Raw genomic sequence first — 25330 nt, 5'->3', positions numbered from 1 at the left:
GGGAGGATTTTACCAGCGGCGGTTTTCGGCCTCTTCCTCTTCTTCCTCGCCGCCGTCGGCATCATCGTCGCCAGCCGCGGGCTTGGCGGCGGCGGCGGCCAGGGGTTTCCGTTCCAGCGGCTTGAGGCCGGCGGCCTTCAGCGCGGCGTTGGCAGCGGGCAGATCGGCGAGCGCGGCCTCGAGCGCGGCCAGTTGCGCGGCGAGTTTGGCCGACAGATCGGCGAACACCAGGCGGGCGCCCTCGGTGGGGGCCGCCTCCCCGCCTTCGACGACGTTCAGCAATGCCGCCAGCTTGTTGTTGAGCTTGATCGGATAGTTGAGCGGGTCCTGGCTGCTGCGGTTCTTCACCTGGTAAAGCTCGCCCTCAACGGTGGCGAGTTTGCCGAGCATGGCGGTGACGGCGGCTGGTAGCGGCTTGGCCTTGGCCTGGCTCTCCGCCTGGGCGCGGATGCCGCGGATCAGCAGCATCGCCTCGTTGGCGGCGGAGACCTTGGCCGAGACCTGCGAGGCCAGATCGAAGCGGGCCTGAAGATCGGCCTGCGAGACGCTGAGACGCGGATCGGCCTTGATGGCGAAGCCCTGCTCCTGCGGCTTGCCATCGATGATCAGGCGGGCGCGATAGCTGCCGGGCACGGCCAGGATGCCTCGGTTGGCGCCGGCCCACAGCACCATGCCTTCAAAGCCGGTGTAGCCCTTGTGCCGCATGTTCCAGACGAAGCGGTTCATGCCCGGCTTCATCGCGGCGGTGGGCGCCGCAGGGGCGCGGCCGCCGAAATCATCATCGTCGTCGCCGCCGGCTTCGGGTTTCTTGTCCCTCCCTTTGTCAGCGTCCTTGTCCTTCTCCTCGGCCTTGCCTTCAAAGCGCTGGATGAGCGCGCCATCGGGGCCGAGGATTTCCAGCGCCAGCGCTTTGGGTGCGGCGGCCAGATGATAATCGATGGCCACCCCGGCATCGACACCGCGGATGGCGGCGGCAGGCTGGAACAGGCGGGTTTCGGCCGCCGTGCCCGGCTGCAGCTGGCGCAGGATGCTGATATTCTCCATCACCCAGAAGCCGCGGCCGTGGGTGGCGATGACCAGATCATTGTCCTTCACCGCCAGATCGGCGACCTCGACGGAGGGCAGGTTGGCCTGCAGCGCCGTCCAGCTGGTGCCGCCATCCAGGCTGAGCTTCACGCCGCGTTCGGTGCCAAGGAACAACAGGCCGGGCCGGCTGACATCCTCGCGGATGGACCGCACCATCTCGTCCGCCGCCAGGCCCGTCGTGATCGCCGTCCATGTCTTGCCGTAATCGCTGGTCTTGAAGGCGATGGGGGCAAAATCATCGAGCAGGAAGCGGTGCGCGACGACATAGGCGGTGCCGGGGCTGTGGGGTGAATCCTCGACAGTGGTGATCTTGGCATATTTCGGCATGGCCGGCGGGGTGATGTTGGCCCAGCTGGCGCCACCATCGCGGGTGATGTGCACCAGGCCATCATCGCTGCCGGCCCAGATCACGCCGGGTTCCTTTCGCGACGGGGCAAGCGCGAAGATGGTGGCATAGGTTTCAACGCCGGTCTGATCGCGGGTGATCGGCCCGCCCGACGGGCCCAGGGTGGCGGGATCGGCCAGCGTCAAGTCAGGGCTGATCTTCGTCCAACTCTGGCCTTCGTCGCGGCTTTTCCAGACATGCTGGGAGGTGACATAGAGCGTCTGCGGATCGTGCGGATCAAAGACGATCGGGAAGGTCCACTGGAAGCGCTCGGCAATGTCGCCGGCGCTGTAGCCCATCGGATTGTCGGGCCGCACGTTGATCACCCGCGATTTGCCGGTGGCATGATCATAGCGCGTGAGCAGGCCGCCATAGCTGCCGGCGTAGAAGATGTCGGGATTTTTGGGATCGGGCGCGACATAGCCGCTTTCGCCGCCGCCAACCGCAATGCCATAGGCGCCGCCCAACACATTCTTGTGGCCCCAGGCGCGCGAGGGCACGCAGATGGTCGAATTGTCCTGCTGGCCGCCGCAGGCATACCAGGGCTGATGCGCAGTCAGCGACAGGCGATAGATTTGCGCGGTGGAGAAATCCTGCCGGGTCCAGCTGGTGCCGCCGTTCACGCTGACATTGGCGCCGCCGTCGTTGGCCTGAACCATGCGGTTGTTGTTGTCGGCCGCGATCCACAGATCATGATTGTCGCCGTGGGGCACGCGGATCTTCTTGGGGAAGGTCTTGCCGCCATCATCGGAGCGGTGGAAATTGACGTTGAGGACATAGACGCGATCCTTGTCCTTCGGATCGGCGACAATGCGGGTGTAGTAAAAGGCGCGCTGGCGCAGGTCGCGGGTGTCGTTGCGCTTTTCCCAGGTCTTGCCGGCATCGTTGCTGGCATAGACGCCGCCTTCGGCCTCATGCTCGATGATGGCGTAGACGCGGTTTGAATCGACCGGGGAGACGCTGACACCGATCTTGCCGATCAGGCCATCCTTGGGCAGGCCGGGGGCGCGGGTGATCTCGGCCCAGGTGGCACCGCCATCCATGCTCTTGAACAGGCCCGAACCCGGCCCGCCGGATGACATGCCCCAGGGCTTGCGCCACGCCTCCCACAGGGCGGCGTAGACGATATCGGGGTTGGCCGGATCGATGCTGATATCGACGGCGCCGGATTTCTCGTCGCGATAGAGCGTTTTCGTCCAGTTCTTGCCGCCATCGGTGGTGCGATAGACGCCGCGATCGGCATTGGGCGCCCCATAATGGCCAAAGCCGCCAACCAGCACCGTGTCGCAATTTTTCGGATGGATGCGCACGCGGCTGAAATTGTGGACGTTGGCGAGGCCGATCTTGGCCCAGGTCTTGCCGCCGTCGCTGGTTTTCCACACGCCGTTGCCGGGCAGGATGTTGCCGCGCAGCTGGGTTTCGCCGGTGGTGGCATAGACGATGTCGGGGTTGGCTTCGCACACGGCGACCCCGCCGAAGGCGGCGGTATCCACCTTGCCGTCGGTCATCGGCTGCCAGCTGATGCCGCCATCAATGGTTTTCCACAGGCCACCGCCGGTGGCGGCAAACCAATATTCGTTGGGCCGCGCCACGCTGCCGGCAGCCGAAATGGAGCGGCCACCGCGCGCCGGGCCGATGTTGCGCCATTTCAGGCCGGACAACAGGGATTCAACCCCGGCAGGTTTGGCCGCTTCCACAGCACCGGCACCGCTCGCTGCCATGGCGATCAGGCTGGCTGCCCAGACATATGCACGCATCACGTCACTCCCCTTTTGCCTGTTGGATAGCAGGCGGGGCGCGGACGGCAAGCCGATCAGGATCGGGTGAGCGGCAATTTCAGGAAGCGGCGGCCGGCCGCATCGGCAGGCGGCAGCCGGCCGGCAGCGATGTTGACCTGCAGGCTGGGCAGGATCAGCAGCGGCGGTGCCAGCGTGGCATCGCGGGCGCGGCGCATTGCCACGAAATCGGCTTCGGAAACGCCATCATGCACGTGGATATTGCCGGCCTTCTGCGCCGCCACGCTGGTTTCACAGGCAAATTCGCTGCGCCCGGCGGGCAGATAATCATGGCCGACAAAGATGCGGGTGTCAGGCGGCAGCGCCAATATGCGCTGGATGGAGGCATGGAGCATGGCGGCATCGCCACCGGGGAAATCGCAGCGGGCGGTGCCATAATCCGGCATGAACAACGTATCGCCCACAAAGGCGGCATCACCGATGACATAGGTGACGCAGGCCGGGGTGTGGCCGGGCGTGTGGATGACGCGGATGGGCATGGCGCCCAGCGCCAGGGTGGCACCATCGCCGGCCAGCACATCGAACTGGCGGCCATCGGTGGGCAGATCATCCATGCCAAAGCGCGGCGCGAATTCGCGTTGCACATCGGCGATGCGGGACCCGATCACCAGCGGCACGCCAAGCTGCGCGCGCAGCCAATCCCCGCCCGACAGATGATCGGCGTGGACATGCGTGTCCATGATCCAGCGCAGCTTGAGCTTCTTTTGGGCCACCTCGGCCAGCAGCCGGTCAAGCCCGGCGTGGCTGACCACCGCGCCCTTGGGTTCATAATCCAGCACCGGATCGATGATCGCCGCCTCCCCGCTTTCGGGATCGCTGACCAGATAGGTCCAGCTGTTGGTGGCGGTATCGAATTGGGCGAACACATCGGGCTTGGTCATCGGACGACTCCTCATGACACATATTAGCCATTGCTAAATTAGAATCAACTCATATATTGCAGCCATGAGCCCCGATGAACTGGCCCGATTCGAATCCGCCGCCGCCAGCGCCAGCCAGCTCTTGAAGGCGATGGCGCATGATGGCCGGCTGTTGGTGCTGTGCCAACTGGTGGGCGGGGAGTTGCAGGCCGGGCAGATCGCCAGCCGGCTGTCGCAATCCGCCCTGTCACAGCATCTCGCCCGGCTGCGCAGCGATGGCCTGGTGGCGACGCGGCGCGAGGGCCAGGCGATTTTCTATCGCATCGCCGATCCGGCGGTGCAGCGGGTGATCGAAACGCTGGCAGCGATTTTCTGCCCGCCGGAAGGAGAATGACCATGTTGCAACCGATTGCCCCCGAGGCTGCCGCCCGCCTTTTGGCCGATGGTCATGCACTGCTGGTCGATGTGCGCGAAGCCGATGAATTTGCCGCAGCCCATGTGGGCGGGGCGCTGTCTCACCCGCTGTCACTGCCCGATGCCGGGCCGCTGGCCTGCGGGCGCGCCGTGCCGGTGATTTTCACCTGCCAGTCGGGCCAGCGCACGGGCGCCAATGCGGCGCGGTTGGCGGGCCAAGTGCCGGCCGGCATGGGAATGGTGCTGGACGGTGGGCTGAATGGCTGGGCCCGGGCCGGGCTGCCGCTGGCCGGGGCCCGCGCGGCGGCGCCCCTGCCCCTGATGCGCCAGGTGCAGATCGTGGCGGGTCTGCTGGTGCTCACCGGTGTGGTGCTGGGCTTTGCCGTCGCGCCGGGCTGGTTCGGCCTTGCCGGCTTTGTTGGTGCCGGGCTCAGCTTTGCCGGCATCAGCGGTTGGTGCGGCATGGCGCGTGTGCTGGCGGTGATGCCATGGAACCGGCAGGCGGCCTGATCATCGCGGCGGCCGGCGGGGCGCTGATCGCGCTGCTGCTGGGCCTGTTCGGCGGCGGCGGTTCCGTGCTGGCGACGCCGCTGCTGCTCTATGGCGTGGGCATCAGCGATCCCCATGTCGCCATCGGCACCGGGGCGGCGGCGGTCGCGCTGAACGCCGCGGCCAATCTGGCGGTGCAGGCGCGGGCTGGCACGGTGAAATGGCCGTGCGCGACGCTGTTTGCCGTGGCGGGGCTGGCCGGTTCGCTTGCCGGGGCCGCGCTGGCGCAGCGGGTGGACGGCCAGGCGCTGCTTGGCGGCTTTGCGCTGGCCATGCTGGCAGTCGGGCTGGCGATGCTGCGCCCGGCGGCCAGCGGCGGCGATCCCGGCGTGCGGCTGGATGGACCGATGATGCTGAAACTGGCGCCAGCCGGCCTGGTGGTGGGCTTTGCCGCCGGCTTTTTCGGCATTGGCGGCGGTTTCCTGATCGTGCCGGGCCTGATGGCGGCGACTGGGATGACGATGGCCAATGCCGCTGCCTCCTCCCTGTTGTCGGTGCTGTTGTTTGGCGTGGCAACGGCCAGCACCTATGCCATGGCCGGCCGGGTGGATGGCCCGGTGCTATTGGCGCTGGCCGTGGGCGGGGTGCTGGGCGTGGCGGTGGCCCGGCCGCTGGTGCCGCGCCTGGCCGCCCATGCGGCGCTGGCGCGGCGGCTGTTCGCGGCCATGGTGGTGGTGACGGCGCTTTATGTCGGCTGGCGGGCGCTGGCTTAGGCGACGGCAGGTGGCAAGGGCGTTCGGTGCCTCGACAAGCTCGGCATGAGCGAGTTTGGGATCAAACCAATGAACGACTGGACCTAGGCCACGGCGCGCAGCGGCTTGGCCCCGCCCAGGAAATCGCGGATCAGTGCCATCGTCTCATCGGCCTGGTGGACCAGGAACAGATGGCCGCCGCCCTTGATCACCGCCAGTTCGGCGTTGGGGATCAGGGTTTTCAGGATATGGCCGTTGGCCAGCGGCACGATCTGATCATCATCGCCCATGATGATCAGTGTCGGCGTGGCAAGGAACGGCAGGAAGGGCGCGCTCGTCCAGCCGGCCATGGCAAACAGCTGGTTGAAATAGCCCATCATGCTGGGCGGCTTGATGCGGCTGGCGTGGCCCTTCGCACCGTCGCTGGCGCCGCCTTCGGCCCCGCCATAGAGCGTCTGGAAATTCTTCAGCATGTAATCGGGGTCGATATAGCGGCGCGGATCGGCCATTTTCGACAGCGCTGCCAGCTTGCCCGGCACCATCAGCATGCCGGCCGAGGTGGCGGCCAGGATCAGCTGGCCGGTGCGATTACCATATTGCAGGGCAAATTGCTGGGCCATGCCGCCGCCCCAGCTCACGCCCATCACATCGACTTGGGTGTGGCCATAATCGGTGATGATGCGCTCGGCGATGCGGGCGATCATCCACGGGCGATAGGGCAGCACCGGATCGGGCGAACCGCCCACGCCCGGCATGTCGAAGGTGATGACCTCGCGGTCGTCCAGCCGTTCGGGCAGCGGCGACATGATCTCGATATTGGCGCCGATGCCGTTGAAGAACAGCAGCGGGCGGTGCCGCGCTTTCCCCTTCGGTCGCCAGCGCGCCACCCGCAATGTGCGGCCATCCACCTGTTTCAGTTCAAATTCCGGTTGGTGGTTGGCAGTCATGCTTTCACCTTTCAGTCGAACACATAGGTGCCGGGGGCCTTGGCGCCGGGCGGATGGGCCGGATTGCCCAGTTCGGCCGGCGCCGGCTTTTCAGCGCCCGAACGCTCCTTCAGCCAGCCGGCCCACATCGGCCACCAGCTGCCGGCAAATTCCTCGGCCTGCTTCAGCCATTGTTCCGGCGTGGCCGGCGGCGCCTTGCCGGGGCTGCGATAATATTTGGCCTTGGGGTTGCCGGGCGGATTGACGATCGCCTGGATATGGCCGGAGTGGGAGAGCACGAAATCGATGTTCTTCGATCCGAACAACTGGGTGGAGCGGTAACAGGCCTTCCACGGCGTGATATGATCGGTGACACCGGCCAGCATGAACAGGTCGCAATCGACCTTGCTGACATCAAGCTGGTGATCGGCAAGGTTGGACTGGCCGTGGTTGACGAACGGCTGTTCCTCGTAAATCCGCAGATAATCGGAATGCAGCGCCGCGGTGAGATTGGTGCTGTCGTTGTTCCAGAACAGGATGTCGAAGGCCGGCGGGTCTTCGCCGTGCAGATAATTGTTCACGACATAGTTCCAGACCAGATCATTGGGCCGGAGCCAGGCGAACATGCGGCTGAGCGAAGTGCCTTCCAATATGCCCTTCTTGGCCGAGCGTTCGCGCGCCAGCTTGATGCCGTGGTCCGACACCAGCGCGCCCACCTCGCTGTCGTCGCGCTTGGGATGCAGCACGCACACCATCAGCGTGGCCGAATTCACCCGGTCATCGCCCATTGCCTTGAGCTTTGACAGCAGGGTGGACATGGTGATGCCGCCCGAACAGCCGCCGGACAGATTGACCTTGTCGCTGCCGGTGATGGCGCACACCACATCGATGGCGGCGATGATCTCGTTCACATAATCATTCAGGCCCCAGGCTTTGTGCTCGATCGTGGGGTTGCGCCAGCTGATCAGGAAGGGCTGCAGACCCTGGGAGAGCTGGAACCGGATCATGCTCTTGTCCGGCGTTAGGTCGTTCAGATAGGCCTTGTTGATCTGCGGCGGGATCACCAGCAGCGGGATCTCGTGCACCTTTTCGGTGGTCGGCTGATACTGGATCAGCTCCATCATCTCCGTCCGGTGGATCACGGCGCCGGGCTGGATGGCGATATTCTCGCCGATCTTGAACGGCTTCTTGTCCACCTGGCTGACGATGCCATCATTGTGGACGATATCGTCATAGGCGTTCTTCAGGCCCTTGATCAGCGACTGGCCGCCGGTTTCGATCGCCTTCTTGATGGCCGAGGGGTTGCCGGCCAGCGTGTTGGACGGCGCCAGCGAGTCCATGATCATCGCCGAGACGAAATTGGCGCGGCTGCGCTCCAGCTCGTCCACCTGCATTTCGGCGACCCAATTCTTCACATGCTTCTGGCTGGCCAGATAATATTGCATGCTCATGCGGAACAGCGGGTTGGCGTTCCAGGCCGGATCGGCAAAGCGCTTGTCCTTGGGGTCGGGCGCAATGTCGGACTTCAGGGAAACGATGTTGGCCACATCGCCGGCAAAGGCCTTCATATGCTTGAAACTGTTGGCGGGATTGCCGGCGGTTTCGCGCAGCATCATGGTGACGGCGCCCAGGATATCCTCGCGTGCGATGCCCACGATGGGGTTGAGGCCGGCCCCGGCCTTCACGCCCAGATCATCGGCACCACCCAGATCAACGCCCTTCTTGCCTGCCGGCTTCTTCGCCATCTGCCATCCCCCGAAAACCCTGCCCGCTCTCCCAAACGGGCCGTGAAGCGCAAACTCTTGTCCGGTTTTGCGCAGCCGGTCAACGCCAGCCCAAATGCCGCTGGTGGCGGGCGATGTGGAGGGTGCCGGCGGCGGCGTCTTCGGGGGTGTAGCTCAGCGCGTCGCCATCGGCCGCTTCCCAATCGGCGACGGTCATCGGCGCGCCATCGGGGCGGCGCCATTGGCCGGGTTCGGGGAAACGGTTGGCAAAGGCGCGGCGGGCGGCGCGGGCGGCGGCGAGGCGGGCGACATGATCCTCCAGCGCGCGGTCGCGGCCGGCCCAATCGATCCAGGTCAGGTCATTGTCCTGGGCATAGGCGTTGTTGTTGCCGCGCTGGCTGCGGCCGAACTCGTCGCCGGCGGTGAGCATTATCGAGCCCGTCGACGCGAACAGCGTTGCCAGCAGGGCGCGCAGATCGGCGGCGCGGGCGGCGATGATGGTGGGATCAGCGCTGGGCCCTTCGACGCCGTGGTTCCATGACCAGTTCTCGTGATGGCCGTCGCGATTGTCCTCGCCATTGGCGTGGTTGTGGCGGCCGGCATAGGCAACCGTGTCGGCCAGGGTGAAGCCATCATGGGCGGCAAGGAAATTGACGCTGCGGCAGGTGGGGCCGAAAATGTCGGACGAACCGGCGAGCCGCGTGGCCAGTTGCCCCAATGTGACGTCCCCGCGCCAGAAGCGGCGGACATCGTCGCGGAAACGGTCGTTCCATTCCAGCCAGCCCGGCGGAAACCGGCCGAGTTGATAGCCGCCGGGGCCGATATCCCAGGGTTCGGCGATCAGCACCCGGTCATTGAGGCAAGGATCGCCGGCGATTTCGGCAAAGATCGGCGCATCGGCGGCAAAGCCCGGCCCGCGCGCCAGCACTGGGGCGAGATCGAAGCGGAAGCCATCAACCCCGCAATGGCGCACGAAGTGGCGCAGGGCATCAAGGGTGAGCGCGCGCACGGCTGGGTTCGCAAAATCCAGCGTGTTGCCGCAGCCGCTATCGTTGATCAGGCGGCCATCGGGGGCGTGGGCATAGGCATCATTGTCGAGCCCGCGCAAGGAAAGCACGCCGCCGTGCACATCGCTTTCGCCCGTGTGGTTGAACACCAGATCAAGGATGACGCCGATGCCGGCCGCGTGCAGCGCCGCCACCGTGTTGCGCAGTTCGGCCACGCCGCCGGGGCAGAGGCCGGGATCGAGCGCCATTATGGCGACCGGGTTGTAGCCCCAGGCGTTGCGCAGCCCCAGGGGCGGCAGGTGGCGCTCGTCAATCCAGGCGGTGATGGGCATCAGCTCCACGGCGCCAACGCCGATCTTTTGCAAATGCGCAATCACCGCCGGGTGGGCCAGCGCCGCCACCGTGCCGCGCTGTGCTGCCGGCACATCAGGGTGCAGCATGGAAAAGCCGCGCACGTTGATTTCATAGATGAGGTCGCCGGGCGTGAAGTGCGGCGGCGCGTGGGGCACGACCGGCAAAGGGCCGGGCACCAGCGCGCGCGGCACGATGGCGGCGGTGTCGGCACCATAGCGGGCCAGATCAGGATGCTGGACGAGGCGGCGATCCAGTTCGATGGCATAAGGATCGACGAGCAGCTTGGCGGGATCGAACCACAGGCCGGCTTCCGGCTGCCATTGGCCGTCGGCGCGATAGCCATAGGCCTGGCCCGCCAGGTCGCCGGCCACGCTGGCCAGCCAATCATCGCCATCGCGCTGCATGGCAATGCGGGCATCGCCCAGGCACAGCCACAGCGCTGTGGCGCGCGGGCTGCGCACACGGAAATGGGTGGCGCCACCGCTGACCGTGGCGCCATGGGGCGGCATCAGGTCACCACATCCGGGCGGGTGCGGCCGGTGTGGCGGCCGATGCCGGCAATCTGGTCGGCCGCCAGGATCAGATCGGCGAGCATGGCCGGGGTTTCGGCAGCGATGGCGCCAGCGGCCGGCTCATAACGTTCGAGATAGACGCGCAGCGTCGCCCCTTCGGTGCCGGTGCCCGACAGGCGGAACACCACGCGCGCGCCGCCCTCGAACAGGATGCGCACGCCCTGGTTGGCGCTGACCGAGCCATCGACCGGATCGGCATAGGTGAAACTGTCGGCCGCAGCCACGATAAGGGAGCCAAACGTGCGGCCCGGCAGGCCGGGCAGCGCAGCGCTAAGCTCGGCCATCAGGGCGTTGGCAGCGGCGCTGTCCACCGCCTCATAATCATGGCGGGCATAATAGTTGCGGCCAAAGCGGGCCCAATGTTCGCGGGCCAGCGCATCGACGCTGATGCCGCGCACGGCGAGGATGTTGAGCCAAAGCAGCACGGCCCACAGCCCATCCTTCTCGCGGACATGGTCGGAACCGGTGCCGGCGCTTTCCTCGCCGCAGATGGTGGCCATCCCGGCGTCGAGCAGATTGCCGAAGAATTTCCAGCCGGTGGGCGTTTCAAAGCTGGGGATGCCCAGCGCTTCTGCCACCCTGTCTGCCGCGGCGCTGGTGGGCATCGAGCGGGCAATGCCCTTCAGGCCGCTGGCATAGGCCGGGGCGAGATGGGCGTTGGCGGCAAGCATGGCGAGCGAGTCCGACGGGGTGATGAAACGGCCGCGCCCGATGATCAGGTTGCGATCGCCATCACCATCGGAGGCCGCGCCGAAATCCGGCGCATCGTCGGCCATCATCGCATAATAGAGCTCGCGGGCATGGACCAGGTTGGGATCGGGGTGGTGGCCGCCAAAATCCTCCAGCGGGGTGCCGTTCCGCACCGTGCCGGACGGAAAGCCCAGCCGCCGCTCAAGGATTTCGCTGGCATAGGGCCCGGTCACCGCGCTCATCGCATCGAAGATCATGCGGAAGCCGCCGGCCACCGCGGCGCGGATGGCAGGAAAATCGAACAGGCTTTCCATCAGATCGGCATAATCGGCGACCGGATCAATCACCTGCACCGTCATCCCGCCGACCATGCTGGTGCCGATGGCATCGAGATCAAAGCTGCCGGCATCCTCTTCCAGCCAGCGGTCGATGACCTTGGTGCGGGCGAAGATAGCGTCGGTCACGGCTTCGGGCGCCGGGCCGCCATTGCCGATATTGTATTTGATGCCGAAATCCTCGTCCGGCCCGGCCGGGTTGTGGCTGGCCGACAGGATCAGGCCGCCGCTGGCGCCATATTTGCGGATGACATGGCTGGCCGCCGGGGTGGAGAGGATGCCGCCCTGCCCCACCAGCACGCGGGCATAGCCATTGGCCGCCGCCATGCGGATGGCCCGGGCGATCACCACGCGGTTGTGGAAACGGCCATCGCCGCCGATGACCAGCGTCGCGCCAGCCCCGCGCTCCACGACATCGAACACCGACTGGATGAAATTCTCGGCATAGCCGGCTTGCGCAAACACCCGCACCTTCTTGCGCAGGCCCGAGGTGCCGGGCTTCTGCCCGTCAAACGGCGTGGTGGCGTGGGTGATGATGGTCATGCCGGTCTCACAAGTTCTTGATATGTTTTGGCATAAGCGGCGCCGCTGGCCGCCCAGCTGAAATCCGCCTTCATGCCGGCGCGTTGCAGGCTTTTCCACAGCGCCGGCTGCCGGTAAAGCCCGATGGTGCGGGTGATGGCATCGGCGAGTGACGCGGGCGTGACAGCGGTGAAGACGATGCCGGTCGCCGCCCCAGCGCCGAGCGCGGCAAGATTGGCATCAATCACCGTGTCTGCGAGGCCGCCGGTGCGCGCCACCACCGGCACGCAGCCATAGGTGAGGCCATAAAGCTGGGTGAGGCCGCAGGGTTCGAAGCGGCTGGGCACCAGGATCGCATCCCCACCCGACTGCATGCGGTGCGACAGCGCCTCGTCATAGCCGATCTTGAGGCCGATGCGGCCGGGATGGCGGGCGGCGGCGGCGGAAAAGCCAGCAACCAGCCCGGCATCGCCGCTGCCCAGCAGCGCCAGCCGGCCGCCGCTGCCGACGAGATGGTCAAGCACCTCCACCATCACGTCCATGCCCTTTTGCCAGGTCAGGCGGCTGACGATGATGAACAACGGGCTGTCGCCCGGCTCCAGGCCAAATTCGGCTTCGAGCGCGCGCTTGTTGGTGCGGCGGCGGGCGAGGCTGGCGGCGCTGTAGCGGGCCGGGGCATGGGCATCCGTGGCCGGGTTCCATTCGGCCGGATCAATGCCGTTGACGATGCCGCGCACCTGCGTGCCCCGGCTGGCGATCAGGCCTTCCAGACCCATGCCGAATTCGGGCAAGCGGATCTCGCGGGCATAGGTGGGGCTGACGGTGGTGATGAGGCTTGCCGCCTCCATCCCCGCCTTCAGATAGCCGACGCCGCCATGATATTCGACGCCAGTGATCGACCAGGCGGCATCGGGCAGGCCCAGTTTGGGGAAAATCTCCCGCCCATAATGGCCCTGAAACGCCATGTTGTGGATGGTCATCACCGATGGTGGCGCCTTGCCGGCATGCAGGAAGCGCAGATAGGCGGGCGCCAGGCCGGCCTGCCAATCATGGGCGTGGAGCAAATCAAAGCCCTGCCCCACCGCCAGATCCGCCGCCGCCCGGCCAAGCGCGGCAAAGCGCTGCCAATTGTCGGGCCAATCCTGGCCGTTGGCATCGCCATAAGGGCCGCCGGCCCGGTCAAACAGCGCCGGGATGTCGAGCACCAGCAGCGGCTGGCCGCCGAGACTGGCGGCGAGCACGCGCGCCTTGTGACCCAGGAGATCGGGCCAGCTGTGGACGGGCTTGCCCTTCCCCACCGCCTTCAGCACGGCGGGATAGCCGGGCAGCAGCGTCGTCATCGCCACCCCGTGCGGGGCCAGCGCGGCCGGCAGCGCGCCGGCCACATCGGCGAGCCCGCCGGTTTTCACCAGCGGCACCGCCTCGGACGCGACCGACAGGACCCGCATCACAGGTCGAGCTTGTCGATCATCGGCTGGGTGATCAGGCAGACGCCCTTTTCGGTCCGGCGGAAGCGCTTGGCGTCAAGGATTGGGTCTTCGCCCACCACCAGGCCGGGCGGGATCTTGACGCCGCGATCGAGCACCACTTTCTTCAGGCGGGCGCCGCGACCAATGTCGCACCAGGGCAGGATCACCGATTCCTCGACGCGCGACCACGACCGGGCGAGCACGCTGGTGAACAACAGGCTGTGGTTCACGTGGGCGCCGGAAATGATGCAGTTGCCCGACACCAGGCTCGACACCGCCTCGCCGCGCCGGCCCACTTCGTCGTGCACGAACTTGGCCGGCGGCAGCATTTCGGCGTGGGACCAGATCGGCCAGTCACGGTCATAAAGGTCAAGCTGCGGGATGATCTGGGTGAGATCGACATTGGCTTCCCAATAGGCGTCGACCGTGCCGACATCGCGCCAATAGACGCCGCCTTCATCCTTGCCGCGCACGCAGCTTTCCGAAAAGCGGTGGGCCACGGCTTTGCCGTGCTTGACCAGATAGGGGATGATGTCCTTGCCGAAATCGCGGCTGCTGGCCGGATCGGCGGCATCGCGGCGCAATTGTTCGAACAGAAAGCGCGTGGAAAACACGTAAATGCCCATTGAGGCCAGCGACACATCAGGTTTGCCGGGCATGGCAGGCGGATCGGCGGGCTTTTCGACGAATTCGATGATGCGGTCCTGCCCATCCACCGCCATCACGCCAAAGCCGCTGGCCTCGGCCCGCGGCACCTCCATGCAGCCCACGGTCACATCCGCGCCCTGGTTCACGTGCTGCTGCAACATCAGCTCGTAATCCATCTTGTAGATATGATCGCCGGCCAGGATGACGAGATATTCCGGGCGGTGGCCTTCGATGATGTCGATATTCTGATAGACCGCGTCGGCGGTGCCTTCATACCATTGGGTTTCCGACACGCGCTGCGATGCGGGCAGGATATCAAAGCTTTCGTTGCGTTCCGGACGCAGGAAGTTCCAGCCCATCTGCAGGTGGCGGATCAGCGAGTGCGCCTTGTACTGGGTGGCAACGCCGATGCGGCGGATGCCGCTGTTCAGCGCGTTTGACAGCGCGAAATCGATGATGCGTGTCTTGCCGCCGAAATAGACCGCGGGCTTGGCGCGGCGGTCGGTCAGCTCCATCAGCCGGCTGCCCCGCCCGCCGGCCAGCACATAGGCCATGGCATCGCGCGCCAGTGGCGCCTGTCGTTTCACTGTCATCCCCTCATGCCTCCCCAAGCATGGCCCTTATGGCCCGTTCCCTTCGAAAATGAACATCATTGTGGACAATGGTGGCAACACCACAAATGCCGCGCCATCGCGGGCCTGGATCGCGCCCAGATTGCCGTCGCCACTGCCGCCATAGAGGCTGGCATCGCTATTCAGCACTTCGCGCCACACACCATCATGCGGCAGCGGCAGACGATAATGGCCGTGGCGCGTGGGTGTCATGTTGCTCACCACCGCAACGGGCGGCGCGCCGGGGGCCTTGCGGGCCCAAGCAAAGACACTGGCCTGGGCATCATCCACCACCAGCCATTCAAAGCCTTCGGCCTCGCAATCGCGGGCGTGCAGGGCCGGCGTGTCGCGATAGAGATGATTGAGATCGCGGACCAGCCGCTGCACACCGGCATGAGCCGGCGCATCCAGCAGTTCCCAATCCAGCGCGCGCGCCTCGCTCCATTCGCGGCGCTGGGCGAATTCCTGGCCCATGAACAACAGCTTCTTGCCGGGATAGCCCCACATCAGGCCATAATAGGCCCTGAGGTTGGCGAATTTCTGCCAATCATCGCCGGCCATCTTGGTGAGCAGCGAGCCCTTGCCGTGCACCACCTCGTCATGGCTCAACGGCAGCACGAAATTTTCGGCAAAGGCATACATCAAGCCAAAGGTGATCTCGTCGTGGTGATAGCGACGGTGCACCGGATCACGCGCCATATATTTGAGCGTGTCGTGCATGAAGCCCATGTTCCATTTGAAGCCAAAACCGAGCCCGCCTTCGTGTGCCGGCCTCGAGACGCCGGGCCAGCTGGTTGATTCCTCGGCAATCGTCACGATGCCGGCGTGGCTGGCATAGAGCGCCTTGTTCATGGCGCGCAGGAATTCCACCGCCTCCCAATTCTCGCGGCCGCCGTCCTTGTTGGGGATCCATTCGCCGGCCTTGCGGCTGTAATCGCGGTAGAGCATCGAGGCGACGGCATCGACGCGCAGGCCATCAACATGATATTTCTCGGCCCAGAACAAGGCGTTGTTGACGAGGAACGCCAACACCTCGCGCCGGCCGAAATTATAAATGGCGGTGTTCCAATCGGGGTGGAAGCCCAGCCGCGGGTCTTCATGTTCATAGAGCGCGGTGCCGTCAAAACGGGCCAGGCCATGGGCATCAGTGGGGAAATGCGCCGGCACCCAATCGATCAGCACGCTGATGCCGGCACGGTGGGCGCCATCGACAAAGCGGGCAAAGCCGGCCGGATCGCCAAAGCGGGCCGAAGGGGCATAAAGGCCGGTCGTCTGATAGCCCCAGCTGGGATCATAGGGATGTTCGGACACCGGCAGGAATTCGATATGGGTAAAGCCCATCTCCACCGCATAGGGGATCAGGCTTTCGGCCATGGCATCCCAGGTCTGGAACCAGCCGTCACCATCGCGCCGCCATGAACCGGGATGGACTTCATAGATCGCCATCGGCACCCGGCGCGGATCAACACTGGCCCAATGCGCCCGGTGTTCGGCATCGCCCCAATCGGGCTTGGCGGGCCGCGCGGTGATGGAGGCGGTGGCCGGCCGCAGTTCGGCGGCCACGGCATAGGGATCGGCCTTCAGCGGCTGCACGCTGCCATCGGCGCCGACAATCCGGAATTTATAGGCCTGGCCTGCACCGATGTCGGGCACAAAGATTTCCCACACCCCGGTGTCGAGCCGGCGGCGCATCAGGTGGCGGCGATGGTCCCAGCCGTTGAAATCGCCGACCACGCTGACGAAGCGGGCGTTGGGCGCCCACACCGCGAAATGCACGCCATCGGCGCCCTCGTGGTGGATCAGATGCGCACCCAGCTTGTCGAACAGGCGCAAGTGCGTGCCCTCGCCGATCAGATAATCGTCCATCGGCCCCAGCACCGGGCCGAAGCTGTAGGGATCGGCCACCCACCATTCGTGCCCGCCCCCCTGGCAGTGATAGCGCAGCGGCTGCGGCGGGCCGGCAATCGGCCCTTCGAACAGGCCGCGATCATCAACACGTGCCAGCGCCCCCAGCGCCGCCCCCGCCAGGCTGTGCGCCTGCGCCGTTTCGGCCCCCGGCAGGATGGCGCGGGCAAAGCTGCCGCCGGGCCCGGCGTGGACGCCCAACAGGGCGAACGGATCGGCGTGGGTGCCGTCCAGCAAGGCGGTGATGGCGGCGGCTGGCGGCTTCACGTTGGCGTGACCTGCCAGATATCGCGGGCATATTCGCCGATGGTGCGATCAGACGAGAACCAGCCGACATTGGCGATATTGTGGATGGCGCTGCGGCGCCAGCCGGCCGGATTGTGCCAGCGGGCATCAACGGCACGCTGGGCAGCGGCATAGCTGTCGAAATCGGCGGCGACCATGAACCAGTCATGCCCGTACAGCCCGTCCATCAGGCCGCGATAGCGCCCGGGATCGTCGGGCGAGAACACGCCGCTGGCAATTGCCTCCACCGCCTGGTGCAGCTCGCGTGAGCCTTCGATGATGGCGCGCGGGTTGTAGCCTTCGGCGCGGCGCTGGGCGACCTCGTCGGCGGTGAGGCCGAAGATGACGATATGCGCGTCCCCCACCCGGTCCTTGATCTCGACATTGGCGCCATCAAGGGTGCCGATGGTGAGCGCGCCGTTGAGGGCAAACTTCATGTTGCCGGTGCCCGATGCTTCCATGCCGGCGGTGGAAATCTGCTCCGAAAGATCGGCCGCCGGAATGATCCGTTCGGCCAGCGACACATTGTAGTTGGGCACGAAGACGACCTTGAGCAGCCCGCCCACCGAGGGATCGCTGTTGATGCGCCGGGCGATGTCGCCCGCCAGTTTGATGATCAGCTTGGCGTTGTGATAGCTCGACGCGGCCTTTCCGCCGAAGATCTTCACGCGCGGCACCCAGTCCCGCTCAGGGTGGCTGCGGATCTGGTCATAGAGCGCCACCGTCTCGACGAGGTTGAGCAGCTGACGCTTATATTCATGGATGCGCTTGATCTGCACATCGAACAGTGCATCGGGGTTGAGGCGGATGCCGGTCAGCTCCTTCAGATGGGCGGCCAGCGCCACCTTGTTGGCGCGCTTCACCTCGGCCACCCGCTCCCCCAGCGCGGCATCGCCGGCCAGTGCGTTGAGGGCCGACAAGACTTCGGCATCATCAAGGAAGGCATCGCCGATAGCATCGCGGATGATGCCGGTGAGCGCAGGGTTGCACTGCTGCAGCCATCGCCGCGGCGTGACGCCGTTGGTCTTGTTGTTGATTTTGTGCGGGTAGAGCCGGTGCAGTGCCGAGAACACGGTGGATTTCATCAATTCGGTGTGCAGCGCCGCCACGCCGTTGACACTGTGGGCGCCGGCAAAGGCCAGATTGGCCATGCGCACCCGGCGCTCCCCATGTTCATCGATCAGCGAGATCGCCGCCACATCGGCATCGCTCATGCCCTGCCGCCGGGCATCGCGCAGGATGCGGCTGTTGATGGCATAGATGATCTGCATGTGACGCGGCAGCAGCCGTTCGAACAGCGGCAGCGGCCAGCTTTCCAGCGCCTCGGGCAGCAGCGTGTGGTTGGTGTAGGCGATGGTGCCCTGAGTGAGGGCAAAGGCCTCGTCAAACTCCAGGCCATGATCATCGACCAGCAGCCGCATCAGTTCGGCGACGGCCACCGCCGGGTGGGTGTCATTCAGCTGGATCGCCACCTTGGCGGGCAGGCTGCGCACATCGCCGTGATATTGGATGTGGCGGCGCACGATGTCCTGCAGACTTGCGGCGGTGAAGAAATATTCCTGGCGCAGCCGCAATTCCTGGCCGGCCGGGCTGGAATCGGCCGGGTAAAGCACCCGCACCAGGCTGTCGGCCCGCAGCTGATCGGCCAGCGCGCCAAAATGGTCGCCAGCGTTGAACGCATCGAGCCGGATGGGATCGAGGGCATGGGCCGTCCACAGCCGCAGCGTGTTGACCCGGCGGCCGCGCCAGCCCACCACCGGCGTGTCAAAGGCCGAGGCCTCCACCAGCTCCGACGGCCGCCATTCGACGGCATCGCCGTTGGCAATCACCTCCCCGCCATAGCCGATGCGGTAGCAGCTTTCGCGCCGGTCAAACTCCCACGGGTTGCCATGCGCCAGCCAGGTTTCCGGCAGCTCCACCTGCCAGCCATCATCGATGCGCTGGCGGAACATGCCGTTCACATAACGGATGCCATAGCCATAGGCCGGGATATCAAGGCTGGCGAGGCTTTCCATGAAGCAGGCGGCCAGCCGGCCCAGCCCGCCATTGCCCAGCGCCGCATCCGGTTCCAACTCGCCCAGATCGCCAAGATCAATGCCGTGCAGGCGCAGCGCCTGCTCCATCTCGCGCAGCATCCCCATATTGCTGATCGCATCGCGCAGCAGCCGGCCGATCAGGAATTCGAGGCTGAGATAATAGACCCGCTTGGCGCCGGCGGCATGGGTGCGCTGGGTGCTTTCCATCCAGCGGTCAATCACATCATCGCGCAGCGCCAGCACGGCCGCGGTGAACCAGTCATGCCGCTTGGCCGAGCGTTCATCCTTGCCCACCCGGTGGCGCAGCACATCCGCGATGCGCGCTGCCAGCGCTTCGGCCTTGGGATCGGGTGTGGGTGGCATGCGCCGCTGTCTCCTGAATGTGAACGTTCACCTAACACAGGCACCGGCCCGCAAGCCATGGCGAACTTGCATTTTTCCCGTCTGTCTCCCCGCGCTGACTATGACGGCACACGCGCCGGCCGCAACCGGTGAATGGCCCACGGATTCGTATTCATGACGGGAAATGGCCGTCCTGGCGCCCTGATAGCGGCAGGAGTTCCGCCCGGACTGCAGAACATCAACGGAAAAACCACCCAACCGCCTATCGCTGATACACCAGCTTGCCATTGACGATGGTTGCCCGGATCTGGCCGGCGAGGATTTTTTCCGGCGCGGTGGCGGCAAGGGCGAAGGGATCAATATCCATGACGGTCAGATCAGCCCAGCGCCCCTTGGCGATGATCCCGGTCTGGCCTTCGCGAAAAGCGGCATAGGCCGACCAGCTGGTATAGGCCCGGATCGCCTCCTCGATGGTCAGCCGCTCGGCCGGATACCAGCCGCCGGGGGGCTGCCCCTGCTTGTCCTGGCGGGTGATCGCCGAATGCAGGCCATAGAAGATGCTGTGGTCAGAGCCCGGATTGTCGGCATTGAAGGTCAGCCGCGCGCCCTGGCGGCGCAGCGAGCGCCAGGCATAGGCGCCAAGGATGCGCTGCGGGCCGAGGCGGGCTTCGGCCCAGCCCTTGTCCTCCACCGCGTGCGGCGGCTCCATCGATGCGATCACGCCCAGCCGGGCAAAGCGCGGCTGGTCTTGCGGAGCGACGACCTGGGCATGTTCAATCCGGTGACGGTTGCCGGCGGTGCTCGGATCGGCCTTGAACTCCCCTTCCAGGAAATCCAGCACTTCGCGGTTGCCGGCATCGCCGATGGCGTGGAACCCGATCTGGAAGCCGGCTTTCATCGCCGCCTTGGCCAGATCACGGTCAAAGCCATAGCCGCTGCCACTGATCCCGCGGTGGCCCGGCCTGTCCTCATAGTCGGCGAGCAGGCGCGCCCCGCGCGATCCCAGCGCGCCATCGTAATAGGCCTTGACCGCGCGGGTGACGAACATGCTGTCATTGTCCCGGTCCGGCCCCTTGGCGATCCACTGGCGCATCAGCGGCGGGTCGCGCAGCGAGAGCATGGCATAGACCCGGATCGGCAGGCGCTGCTCGTCCTCAAGGTTCTGGAGTGCGGCCATTGCCTGGGTGGGCACACCGGCCTCGTGCACCATCACATAACCGTCTGCAGCCATCTGGGTGAGGCCCTTCAGCGCATGGCGCGCGACCACCGCCGGCGGCTCCGGCGGCACCACCGCGTCCACCATGGTCGCCGCGCGGTTCAGGAACAGGCCATTTGGCTGGCCATCTGCACCCAGCCGCATCTCGCCGCCCACCGGCACCGGGCTGGCGCTGGTGATCTTGCCGGCATCGAGCGCGGCCTGGTTGGTCCAGATGGCAAAACCGTGCAGGCTGCGCAGCACCACCGGATGATCGGGCACCGCCGCGCTCAACATCTGCTTGTCGGGATAGCGGTTGGCCCAGGCCCCCTCGTCCCACCCGGCGCCGAAAATCCATTCGCCCTTGGGGACGGTCTTCGCCCGTTCGGCCACCTTGGCGACCGCCTCGGCTTCGGTGGCCACATCGGTCAGGTCGACCGATTCCAGCTTGGCGCCGAGTTCGACGAAATGGGTGTGGGAATCGACCAGCCCGGGGATGATGGTCGCGCCGTTGAGATCGATCACCTTGGTCTGCTTGCCGCGCAAGGCCAGCGCGCCCTTCTCGCTGCCGACATAGGCGATCCTGCCGCCCCGGATCACCACCGCTGCGGCATCGGGGTGCCAGCTGCCGTTGCTGATGGGCGCATCTGGCGCCGGCTTGCCATCCAGCCCCGGCTCGCCCCAGCGCAGCGTGTAGACCCGGGCATCGGTCAGGATCAGATCCGCCCCACCGGAACCGGCCTTGGCTATGGATGGGGCAGCACTGGCGGAGACGAGGACGACCCCGATCACGCGCGCGAACAGACCCGTCTTCATATCCATTTGCTCCCCGGCATGGTCGTCGTCAGATCATTTGAGAGAGCTGGCGGCGCAGATTGGCAATGTGTCGGCCTCATCGTTGATGTTAGGGGGCGATCTTGCGGTGTTGCAAGCGCTGAAGGTCGATACAGTCACACGGAAAATCGGCCTTAGGGCGTGACCTCTTAAGCGGGAACGTCCGCAATGGGGTGGTTAGCAGTCGTTCCGCGAGGCACGACGATCAAGATGCCTCGTAACAAGACGACTGGCAAAGAACGCAAGAGGCGTTATCATCGTAATGGCCGCTAAGTTCCCGATGATGACCATCCCGGGTGGAGCATCGTCGACCTCCATCGTCAGTAGCCAGTAGACCAACGAGGCGAAGACCAGAGCTGGTATTGCGAGCGTTCCCACTGCTAGCGATAACGCGCTGCTGTTTGTTACAAGACGACAAATACCTGCGATTGCACCCGCAATCAGGAGAACACTTGCAACGACGCCGATGATTGCCAGCAATATAACCATCATCGGAACAACATGCAGGCGCAGTCGAACATTCGCAAGGGGGCGAGAGCAGCCGCGCGGCTTTATGCGGCTACGTCCTAGGACCATCACCAAATGATGGGCTTGCGCGCCCGTGGCGTGGCGGCAAGCATGTGGGCGGACAAGAGGACCTGAGACGATGACCAATATCTTCACCAATCCCGAGATGAACGATCTGCGCATGTCGGAAAAGGCGCGGCCGCTGTTCGATGCCGTTGTCCGCCACATCAACGAGAATGTCGTGCCGATCTCGGAAAAGTTCGAGGAGCTGGGCAAGGGCCGGGCCGATCGCTGGAGCTGGGCGCCGGGGCAGCTGGAATTGCTGCAGACGGCGAAAGACAAGGCCAAGGCCGCGGGCCTGTGGAATTTCTTCCTGCCCAATGCCGAAACCGGCGAAGGCTTAAGCAACCTCGATTATGCCTATATCGCCGCCGAACTGGGCAAGGTGCCGCTGGCATCGGAATCGCTGAACTGCTCGGCGCCCGACACCGGCAACATGGAAGTGCTGGAACGGGTTGGCACGCCCGAGCAGAAGAAGCGCTGGCTGGAGCCGCTGCTGGCCGGTGAAATCCGTTCCGCCTATGCCATGACCGAGCCTGATGTGGCCTCGTCTGATGCCAAGAATATCCGGACCCGCGCCGTGCGTGACGGCAAGGATTGGGTGATCAACGGCGAGAAATTCTACATCTCGGGCGCCGGTGATCCGCGCTGCAAGGTGATGATCGTGATGGTGCGCACCAGCGATGATGGCCCGGCGAGCAGCCAGCAATCCCAGATCCTGGTGCCGATGGACACACCCGGCGTGAAGATCCTGGGGCCGATGCACGTGTTCAGCGAGGATCATGCGCCGCGCGGCCACATGCATCTGCGCTTTGAAAATGTGCGGGTGCCTTATGAGAATATCCTGCTCGGCGAAGGCCGCGGCTTTGAAATTTCGCAGGTGCGTCTGGGGCCGGGGCGCATCCACCACTGCATGCGCACCATCGGCAAGGCCGAGATCGCGCTGGATTACATGGTGAAGCGCGGCAACAGCCGCGAGGCCTTTGGCCGCCCGCTGATCATGCTGGGCAAGAATCTGGAACTCATCGCCCGCGCCCGCATCGAGATCGAGGCGATGCGCCTGATGGTGCTGAAGGCCGCCAAGGCGATGGATGTGCTGGGCAACCGCGAGGCGCGGGTGTGGGTGAGCATGGTGAAGGCGATGGTGCCGGAAAAGACCTGCCAGATCATCGATCAGGCCATCCAGATCCACGGCGCTGCCGGCATTTCACAATGGACTCCGCTGGCCGAACTTTATGCCGATGTGCGCCACCTGCGCTTTGCCGATGGTCCGGACGAGGTGCACCATATGGTGGTCGGCCGGCATGAGACCGGGCTGCACTGATCGCCCAAGTTCCAGCGGCCTCGATTCAAGGACATATGATCATGGACACCAGCAGCCTGTTCCGCCTCGATGGCCGCGTCGCGCTTGTCACCGGGGGCAGCCGCGGCATCGGCAAGATGATCGCTGCCGGCTTCATCGCCCAGGGCGCCAAGGTCTATATCTCCTCGCGCAAGGCGCCGGCCTGTTTCGAGACGGCGGCCGAACTGGGGCCGAACTGCATCCCCCTGCCGCAGGATGTCTCGACCGTGGCGGGCTGCGAGGCGCTGGCCGCCCAGCTGGCGGCGCATGAGACGAGGCTCGACATTCTGGTCAACAATGCCGGCGCCGCCTGGGGTGCCGCATTCGAGGAGTTTCCGGAGAGCGGTTGGGACAAGGTGATGAACCTGAACGTCAAATCGCCCTTCTTCCTCACCCAGGCGCTGCACGGCCTGTTGCAGGCATCGGGCAGCCACGCGCGGCCGGCCAAGGTGATCAACATCACCTCGATCGACGGCATCCGCCTCAACCCGCAGGAAACCTACAGCTACCACGCCTCCAAATCGGCGCTGATCTATCTCACCCGGCGCATGGCGGCGCGGCTGGTGAAGGATGGCATCAACGTCACCTCCATCGCGCCGGGCGCCTTTGCCAGCGAGATGAACCGGGTGGCGCGCGATCATGGCGACGCGATCGCCAAATTCATCCCGTCCCGCCGCATCGGCGTGGACGAGGACATGGCCGGCGCCGCCATCTATCTGGCGAGCCGGGCCGGCGATTATGTGGTTGGGGAAACGATCACCGTGGATGGCGGCGTCGCCCACGCCAGCACCGGCGCCGGCCCCGCCGATTGAGGACGGCGGCTCAGGCGGCTTGCCCCCGCTCGGCCGCGGGTTGGTCGCTGGTCTGCCACAGCGCGAGGATGGCCCTGAGCGCCGTGATAAACGCCAGCGGCTGATCGAGCATCAGGTGGTGACGCGCATAGGGCACCGCGATGATCGGGATGTCGGTGCCCCCCAGTTCGCGGACATAATCCGCCGAGTCCGGGGTGAACAACTGGCTTTCCGCGCCATAGACGATGGCCTTGCGGCCGGGCGTGGCCACGACGCGCTTGCCCATTTCGTGCCATCCCGGTTCCGCGTCACTCTGGCGGAAAACTTCAGGATCAAATTTCCAGGTCCAGTCCGCGCCGGCCCGCCGCAGCGAGTGGAAGGCCATGTAATCCATCAGAAACGGCTCCCCAACCGGCTGCGGCGGCGACAGCACATAGCGGCTGCGGGCGGTGGGATAATCGGGATAGCGGCGTTGCGGCTTGTCGGGATCGCCCGAACCCGGCCGCCCGCTGCCCCGCCGGTTGCGCTCTTCCAGCACCTCGGGCCGCAGCACCATCATGTCGCACAGGATCAGGCCGGCGAAACGCTCGGCAGCCAACGCCATCGCGGTGAGGCCGACCGACGCGCCAAAGCTGTGCGCGATGATCACGGGCTTGGCCGGCCCATCGAACAGCCCCAGCGCCTCGGCAACCCCAACCATCTCGGCGCCGCGCGCCTGCGCATTGTTCCCGGGCCGGTGCGCGCTGTCGCCCATGCCCGACAGATCATAGGCGATGACATGATGCTCCCCCGCCAGAAACGGCGCGATGAACGCAAAGCAGCGGGCATGCGCCAGAAAGCCATGCGTCATCAGGATCGGCGGGTGCGCAGGATTGCCCCAGCGGAAATAATGGATGCGCGTGCCCGCCACATCAACGAACCCCTCCTCCCGCGGCACGGCCAAGGCATCATGAAACCAGCCGGGCAGCGCATCGGGCTCCGGCGCCCACAGCGGGTCAATGTCATCCGTTGCGTCCACGCCTGAGCCTCCTTGCCATCCGCCCGCACTGTGGGGCGCTTTCACGCAAGGACAAAGCCCTGACATGCTGCAGGTTTGACGGTGACGGGGACGAAGTGGCCAGCACAGGCTGGAAATGGCGGAGCGGGAGGGATTCGAACCCCCGGCGTGGCACACGCCAGTCAAATGGTCGAGGGTTCGCAGCACAGGCTGGAAAATGGCGGAGCGGGAGGGATTCGAACCCTCGATGAGCTTTTGACCCATACACACTTTCCAGGCGTGCGCCTTCGACCACTCGGCCACCGCTCCGCGCTCTGGAAGCGGCGGCGATAGCAAGGGCGGGGCCCGGCGGCAACCGCTGCGCACAAAAAAATGGGGCGGTGCCTGATGCACCGC

The 25330-nt window shown here is 65.5% G+C and carries 17 protein-coding genes and 1 tRNA gene; 5 read left to right on the top strand and 13 right to left on the bottom strand.

Going from position 1 to position 25330, the window contains the following annotated elements; all coding sequences use genetic code 11:
- Nucleotides 1–9 precede the first annotated feature (9 nt).
- Nucleotides 10–3228: a glycosyl hydrolase gene (locus tag AC6BOR_RS14995; RefSeq protein WP_498059156.1), complete on the bottom strand. Its 3219-nt coding sequence runs from the start codon at nucleotides 3226–3228 to the stop codon at nucleotides 10–12.
- 56 nt (nucleotides 3229–3284) lie between these two features.
- The gene (locus AC6BOR_RS14990) at nucleotides 3285–4148 is read right to left on the bottom strand and encodes an MBL fold metallo-hydrolase (protein WP_498059155.1); all 864 of its coding nucleotides are present in this window, start codon (nucleotides 4146–4148) and stop codon (nucleotides 3285–3287) included.
- Between the two features lie 64 nt (nucleotides 4149–4212).
- Between AC6BOR_RS14990 and AC6BOR_RS14985 the strand changes: the two genes are divergently transcribed.
- The 3 genes from AC6BOR_RS14985 to AC6BOR_RS14975 are packed head-to-tail and all read left to right on the top strand — an operon-like array spanning nucleotide 4213 to nucleotide 5803.
- Nucleotides 4213–4521 carry an ArsR/SmtB family transcription factor gene (locus AC6BOR_RS14985; protein WP_498059154.1) on the top strand — a complete coding sequence of 103 codons (309 nt, stop codon included), beginning with the start codon at nucleotides 4213–4215 and terminating at the stop codon, nucleotides 4519–4521.
- Nucleotides 4518–5051: a rhodanese family protein gene (locus AC6BOR_RS14980; protein WP_498059153.1), complete on the top strand. Its 534-nt coding sequence runs from the start codon at nucleotides 4518–4520 to the stop codon at nucleotides 5049–5051. The genes AC6BOR_RS14985 and AC6BOR_RS14980 overlap by 4 nt, the downstream gene beginning before the upstream one ends.
- Nucleotides 5030–5803, top strand: coding sequence for a sulfite exporter TauE/SafE family protein (locus tag AC6BOR_RS14975; RefSeq protein ID WP_498059152.1), 774 nt, complete (start codon nucleotides 5030–5032; stop codon nucleotides 5801–5803). The genes AC6BOR_RS14980 and AC6BOR_RS14975 overlap by 22 nt, the downstream gene beginning before the upstream one ends.
- 83 nt (nucleotides 5804–5886) lie before the next feature.
- Here AC6BOR_RS14975 and AC6BOR_RS14970 read toward each other — a convergent pair whose 3' ends face one another.
- The 9 genes from AC6BOR_RS14970 to AC6BOR_RS14930 all read right to left on the bottom strand — a co-directional run bounded on the left by AC6BOR_RS14970 (nucleotide 5887) and on the right by AC6BOR_RS14930 (nucleotide 21225).
- On the bottom strand, nucleotides 5887–6729 hold the full coding sequence (locus tag AC6BOR_RS14970; protein WP_498059151.1) for an alpha/beta fold hydrolase: 843 nt from the start codon (nucleotides 6727–6729) through the stop codon (nucleotides 5887–5889).
- Between the two features lie 11 nt (nucleotides 6730–6740).
- The gene (locus AC6BOR_RS14965) at nucleotides 6741–8453 is read right to left on the bottom strand and encodes an alpha/beta fold hydrolase (RefSeq protein ID WP_498059150.1); all 1713 of its coding nucleotides are present in this window, start codon (nucleotides 8451–8453) and stop codon (nucleotides 6741–6743) included.
- A 79-nt stretch (nucleotides 8454–8532) separates the two neighbouring features.
- Nucleotides 8533–10302 carry a glycogen debranching protein GlgX gene (glgX, locus tag AC6BOR_RS14960; RefSeq protein WP_498059149.1) on the bottom strand — a complete coding sequence of 590 codons (1770 nt, stop codon included), beginning with the start codon at nucleotides 10300–10302 and terminating at the stop codon, nucleotides 8533–8535.
- The gene (locus tag AC6BOR_RS14955; protein ID WP_498059148.1) at nucleotides 10302–11933 is read right to left on the bottom strand and encodes an alpha-D-glucose phosphate-specific phosphoglucomutase; all 1632 of its coding nucleotides are present in this window, start codon (nucleotides 11931–11933) and stop codon (nucleotides 10302–10304) included. The genes glgX and AC6BOR_RS14955 overlap by 1 nt, the downstream gene beginning before the upstream one ends.
- Nucleotides 11930–13360, bottom strand: a complete 1431-nt coding sequence (glgA, locus tag AC6BOR_RS14950) for a glycogen synthase GlgA (RefSeq protein WP_498059147.1) — start codon at nucleotides 13358–13360, stop codon at nucleotides 11930–11932. The genes AC6BOR_RS14955 and glgA overlap by 4 nt, the downstream gene beginning before the upstream one ends.
- The gene (gene glgC / locus AC6BOR_RS14945) at nucleotides 13360–14622 is read right to left on the bottom strand and encodes a glucose-1-phosphate adenylyltransferase (protein ID WP_498059146.1); all 1263 of its coding nucleotides are present in this window, start codon (nucleotides 14620–14622) and stop codon (nucleotides 13360–13362) included. The genes glgA and glgC overlap by 1 nt, the downstream gene beginning before the upstream one ends.
- A gap of 27 nt (nucleotides 14623–14649) precedes the next feature.
- Nucleotides 14650–16812: a 1,4-alpha-glucan branching protein GlgB gene (gene glgB, locus AC6BOR_RS14940; protein ID WP_498059145.1), complete on the bottom strand. Its 2163-nt coding sequence runs from the start codon at nucleotides 16810–16812 to the stop codon at nucleotides 14650–14652.
- The gene (locus AC6BOR_RS14935) at nucleotides 16809–19229 is read right to left on the bottom strand and encodes a glycogen/starch/alpha-glucan phosphorylase (RefSeq protein ID WP_498059144.1); all 2421 of its coding nucleotides are present in this window, start codon (nucleotides 19227–19229) and stop codon (nucleotides 16809–16811) included. The genes glgB and AC6BOR_RS14935 overlap by 4 nt, the downstream gene beginning before the upstream one ends.
- 241 nt (nucleotides 19230–19470) lie before the next feature.
- Nucleotides 19471–21225: an amidohydrolase gene (locus AC6BOR_RS14930; RefSeq protein WP_498059143.1), complete on the bottom strand. Its 1755-nt coding sequence runs from the start codon at nucleotides 21223–21225 to the stop codon at nucleotides 19471–19473.
- A 658-nt stretch (nucleotides 21226–21883) separates the two neighbouring features.
- On the opposite strand from AC6BOR_RS14930, the gene AC6BOR_RS14925 reads away from it, so the two are divergent.
- Both AC6BOR_RS14925 and AC6BOR_RS14920 read left to right on the top strand, forming a co-directional pair.
- On the top strand, nucleotides 21884–23128 hold the full coding sequence (locus AC6BOR_RS14925; protein ID WP_207759245.1) for an acyl-CoA dehydrogenase family protein: 1245 nt from the start codon (nucleotides 21884–21886) through the stop codon (nucleotides 23126–23128).
- Between the two features lie 41 nt (nucleotides 23129–23169).
- Complete coding sequence (locus tag AC6BOR_RS14920) at nucleotides 23170–23958, top strand: SDR family oxidoreductase (protein WP_498059142.1); 789 nt, start codon at nucleotides 23170–23172, stop codon at nucleotides 23956–23958.
- A 10-nt stretch (nucleotides 23959–23968) separates the two neighbouring features.
- Here the strand turns inward: AC6BOR_RS14920 and AC6BOR_RS14915 are convergent, their stop codons facing one another.
- Together AC6BOR_RS14915 and AC6BOR_RS14910 are read right to left on the bottom strand one after the other, a co-directional pair.
- The gene (locus tag AC6BOR_RS14915; protein WP_498059141.1) at nucleotides 23969–24955 is read right to left on the bottom strand and encodes an alpha/beta fold hydrolase; all 987 of its coding nucleotides are present in this window, start codon (nucleotides 24953–24955) and stop codon (nucleotides 23969–23971) included.
- 197 nt (nucleotides 24956–25152) lie between these two features.
- Nucleotides 25153–25243, bottom strand: a tRNA-Ser gene (locus AC6BOR_RS14910).
- Nucleotides 25244–25330: the final 87 nt, after the last annotated feature.

This window comes from Sandarakinorhabdus sp. FBCC-B8862, from assembly GCF_059745315.1.
Note: the sequence above shows the minus strand (reverse complement) of the source record. Positions and strands in the feature narration are given on the sequence as shown.

What these genes read in the sequence shown, in the direction of transcription:
- AC6BOR_RS14935 (WP_498059144.1), bottom strand. Translation starts at nt 19,229, where the DNA reads ATGCCACCCACACCCGATCCCAAGGCCGAAGCGCTGGCAGCGCGCATC.
- AC6BOR_RS14995 (WP_498059156.1), bottom strand. Translation starts at nt 3,228, where the DNA reads ATGCGTGCATATGTCTGGGCAGCCAGCCTGATCGCCATGGCAGCGAGC.
- glgC (WP_498059146.1), bottom strand. Translation starts at nt 14,622, where the DNA reads ATGACAGTGAAACGACAGGCGCCACTGGCGCGCGATGCCATGGCCTAT.
- AC6BOR_RS14930 (WP_498059143.1), bottom strand. Translation starts at nt 21,225, where the DNA reads ATGGATATGAAGACGGGTCTGTTCGCGCGCGTGATCGGGGTCGTCCTC.
- AC6BOR_RS14955 (WP_498059148.1), bottom strand. Translation starts at nt 11,933, where the DNA reads ATGACCATCATCACCCACGCCACCACGCCGTTTGACGGGCAGAAGCCC.
- AC6BOR_RS14975 (WP_498059152.1), top strand. Translation starts at nt 5,030, where the DNA reads ATGGAACCGGCAGGCGGCCTGATCATCGCGGCGGCCGGCGGGGCGCTG.
- AC6BOR_RS14990 (WP_498059155.1), bottom strand. Translation starts at nt 4,148, where the DNA reads ATGACCAAGCCCGATGTGTTCGCCCAATTCGATACCGCCACCAACAGC.
- AC6BOR_RS14965 (WP_498059150.1), bottom strand. Translation starts at nt 8,453, where the DNA reads ATGGCGAAGAAGCCGGCAGGCAAGAAGGGCGTTGATCTGGGTGGTGCC.
- AC6BOR_RS14920 (WP_498059142.1), top strand. Translation starts at nt 23,170, where the DNA reads ATGGACACCAGCAGCCTGTTCCGCCTCGATGGCCGCGTCGCGCTTGTC.
- AC6BOR_RS14985 (WP_498059154.1), top strand. Translation starts at nt 4,213, where the DNA reads ATGAGCCCCGATGAACTGGCCCGATTCGAATCCGCCGCCGCCAGCGCC.
- AC6BOR_RS14980 (WP_498059153.1), top strand. Translation starts at nt 4,518, where the DNA reads ATGACCATGTTGCAACCGATTGCCCCCGAGGCTGCCGCCCGCCTTTTG.
- AC6BOR_RS14970 (WP_498059151.1), bottom strand. Translation starts at nt 6,729, where the DNA reads ATGACTGCCAACCACCAACCGGAATTTGAACTGAAACAGGTGGATGGC.
- glgX (WP_498059149.1), bottom strand. Translation starts at nt 10,302, where the DNA reads ATGCCGCCCCATGGCGCCACGGTCAGCGGTGGCGCCACCCATTTCCGT.
- AC6BOR_RS14925 (WP_207759245.1), top strand. Translation starts at nt 21,884, where the DNA reads ATGACCAATATCTTCACCAATCCCGAGATGAACGATCTGCGCATGTCG.
- glgA (WP_498059147.1), bottom strand. Translation starts at nt 13,360, where the DNA reads ATGCGGGTCCTGTCGGTCGCGTCCGAGGCGGTGCCGCTGGTGAAAACC.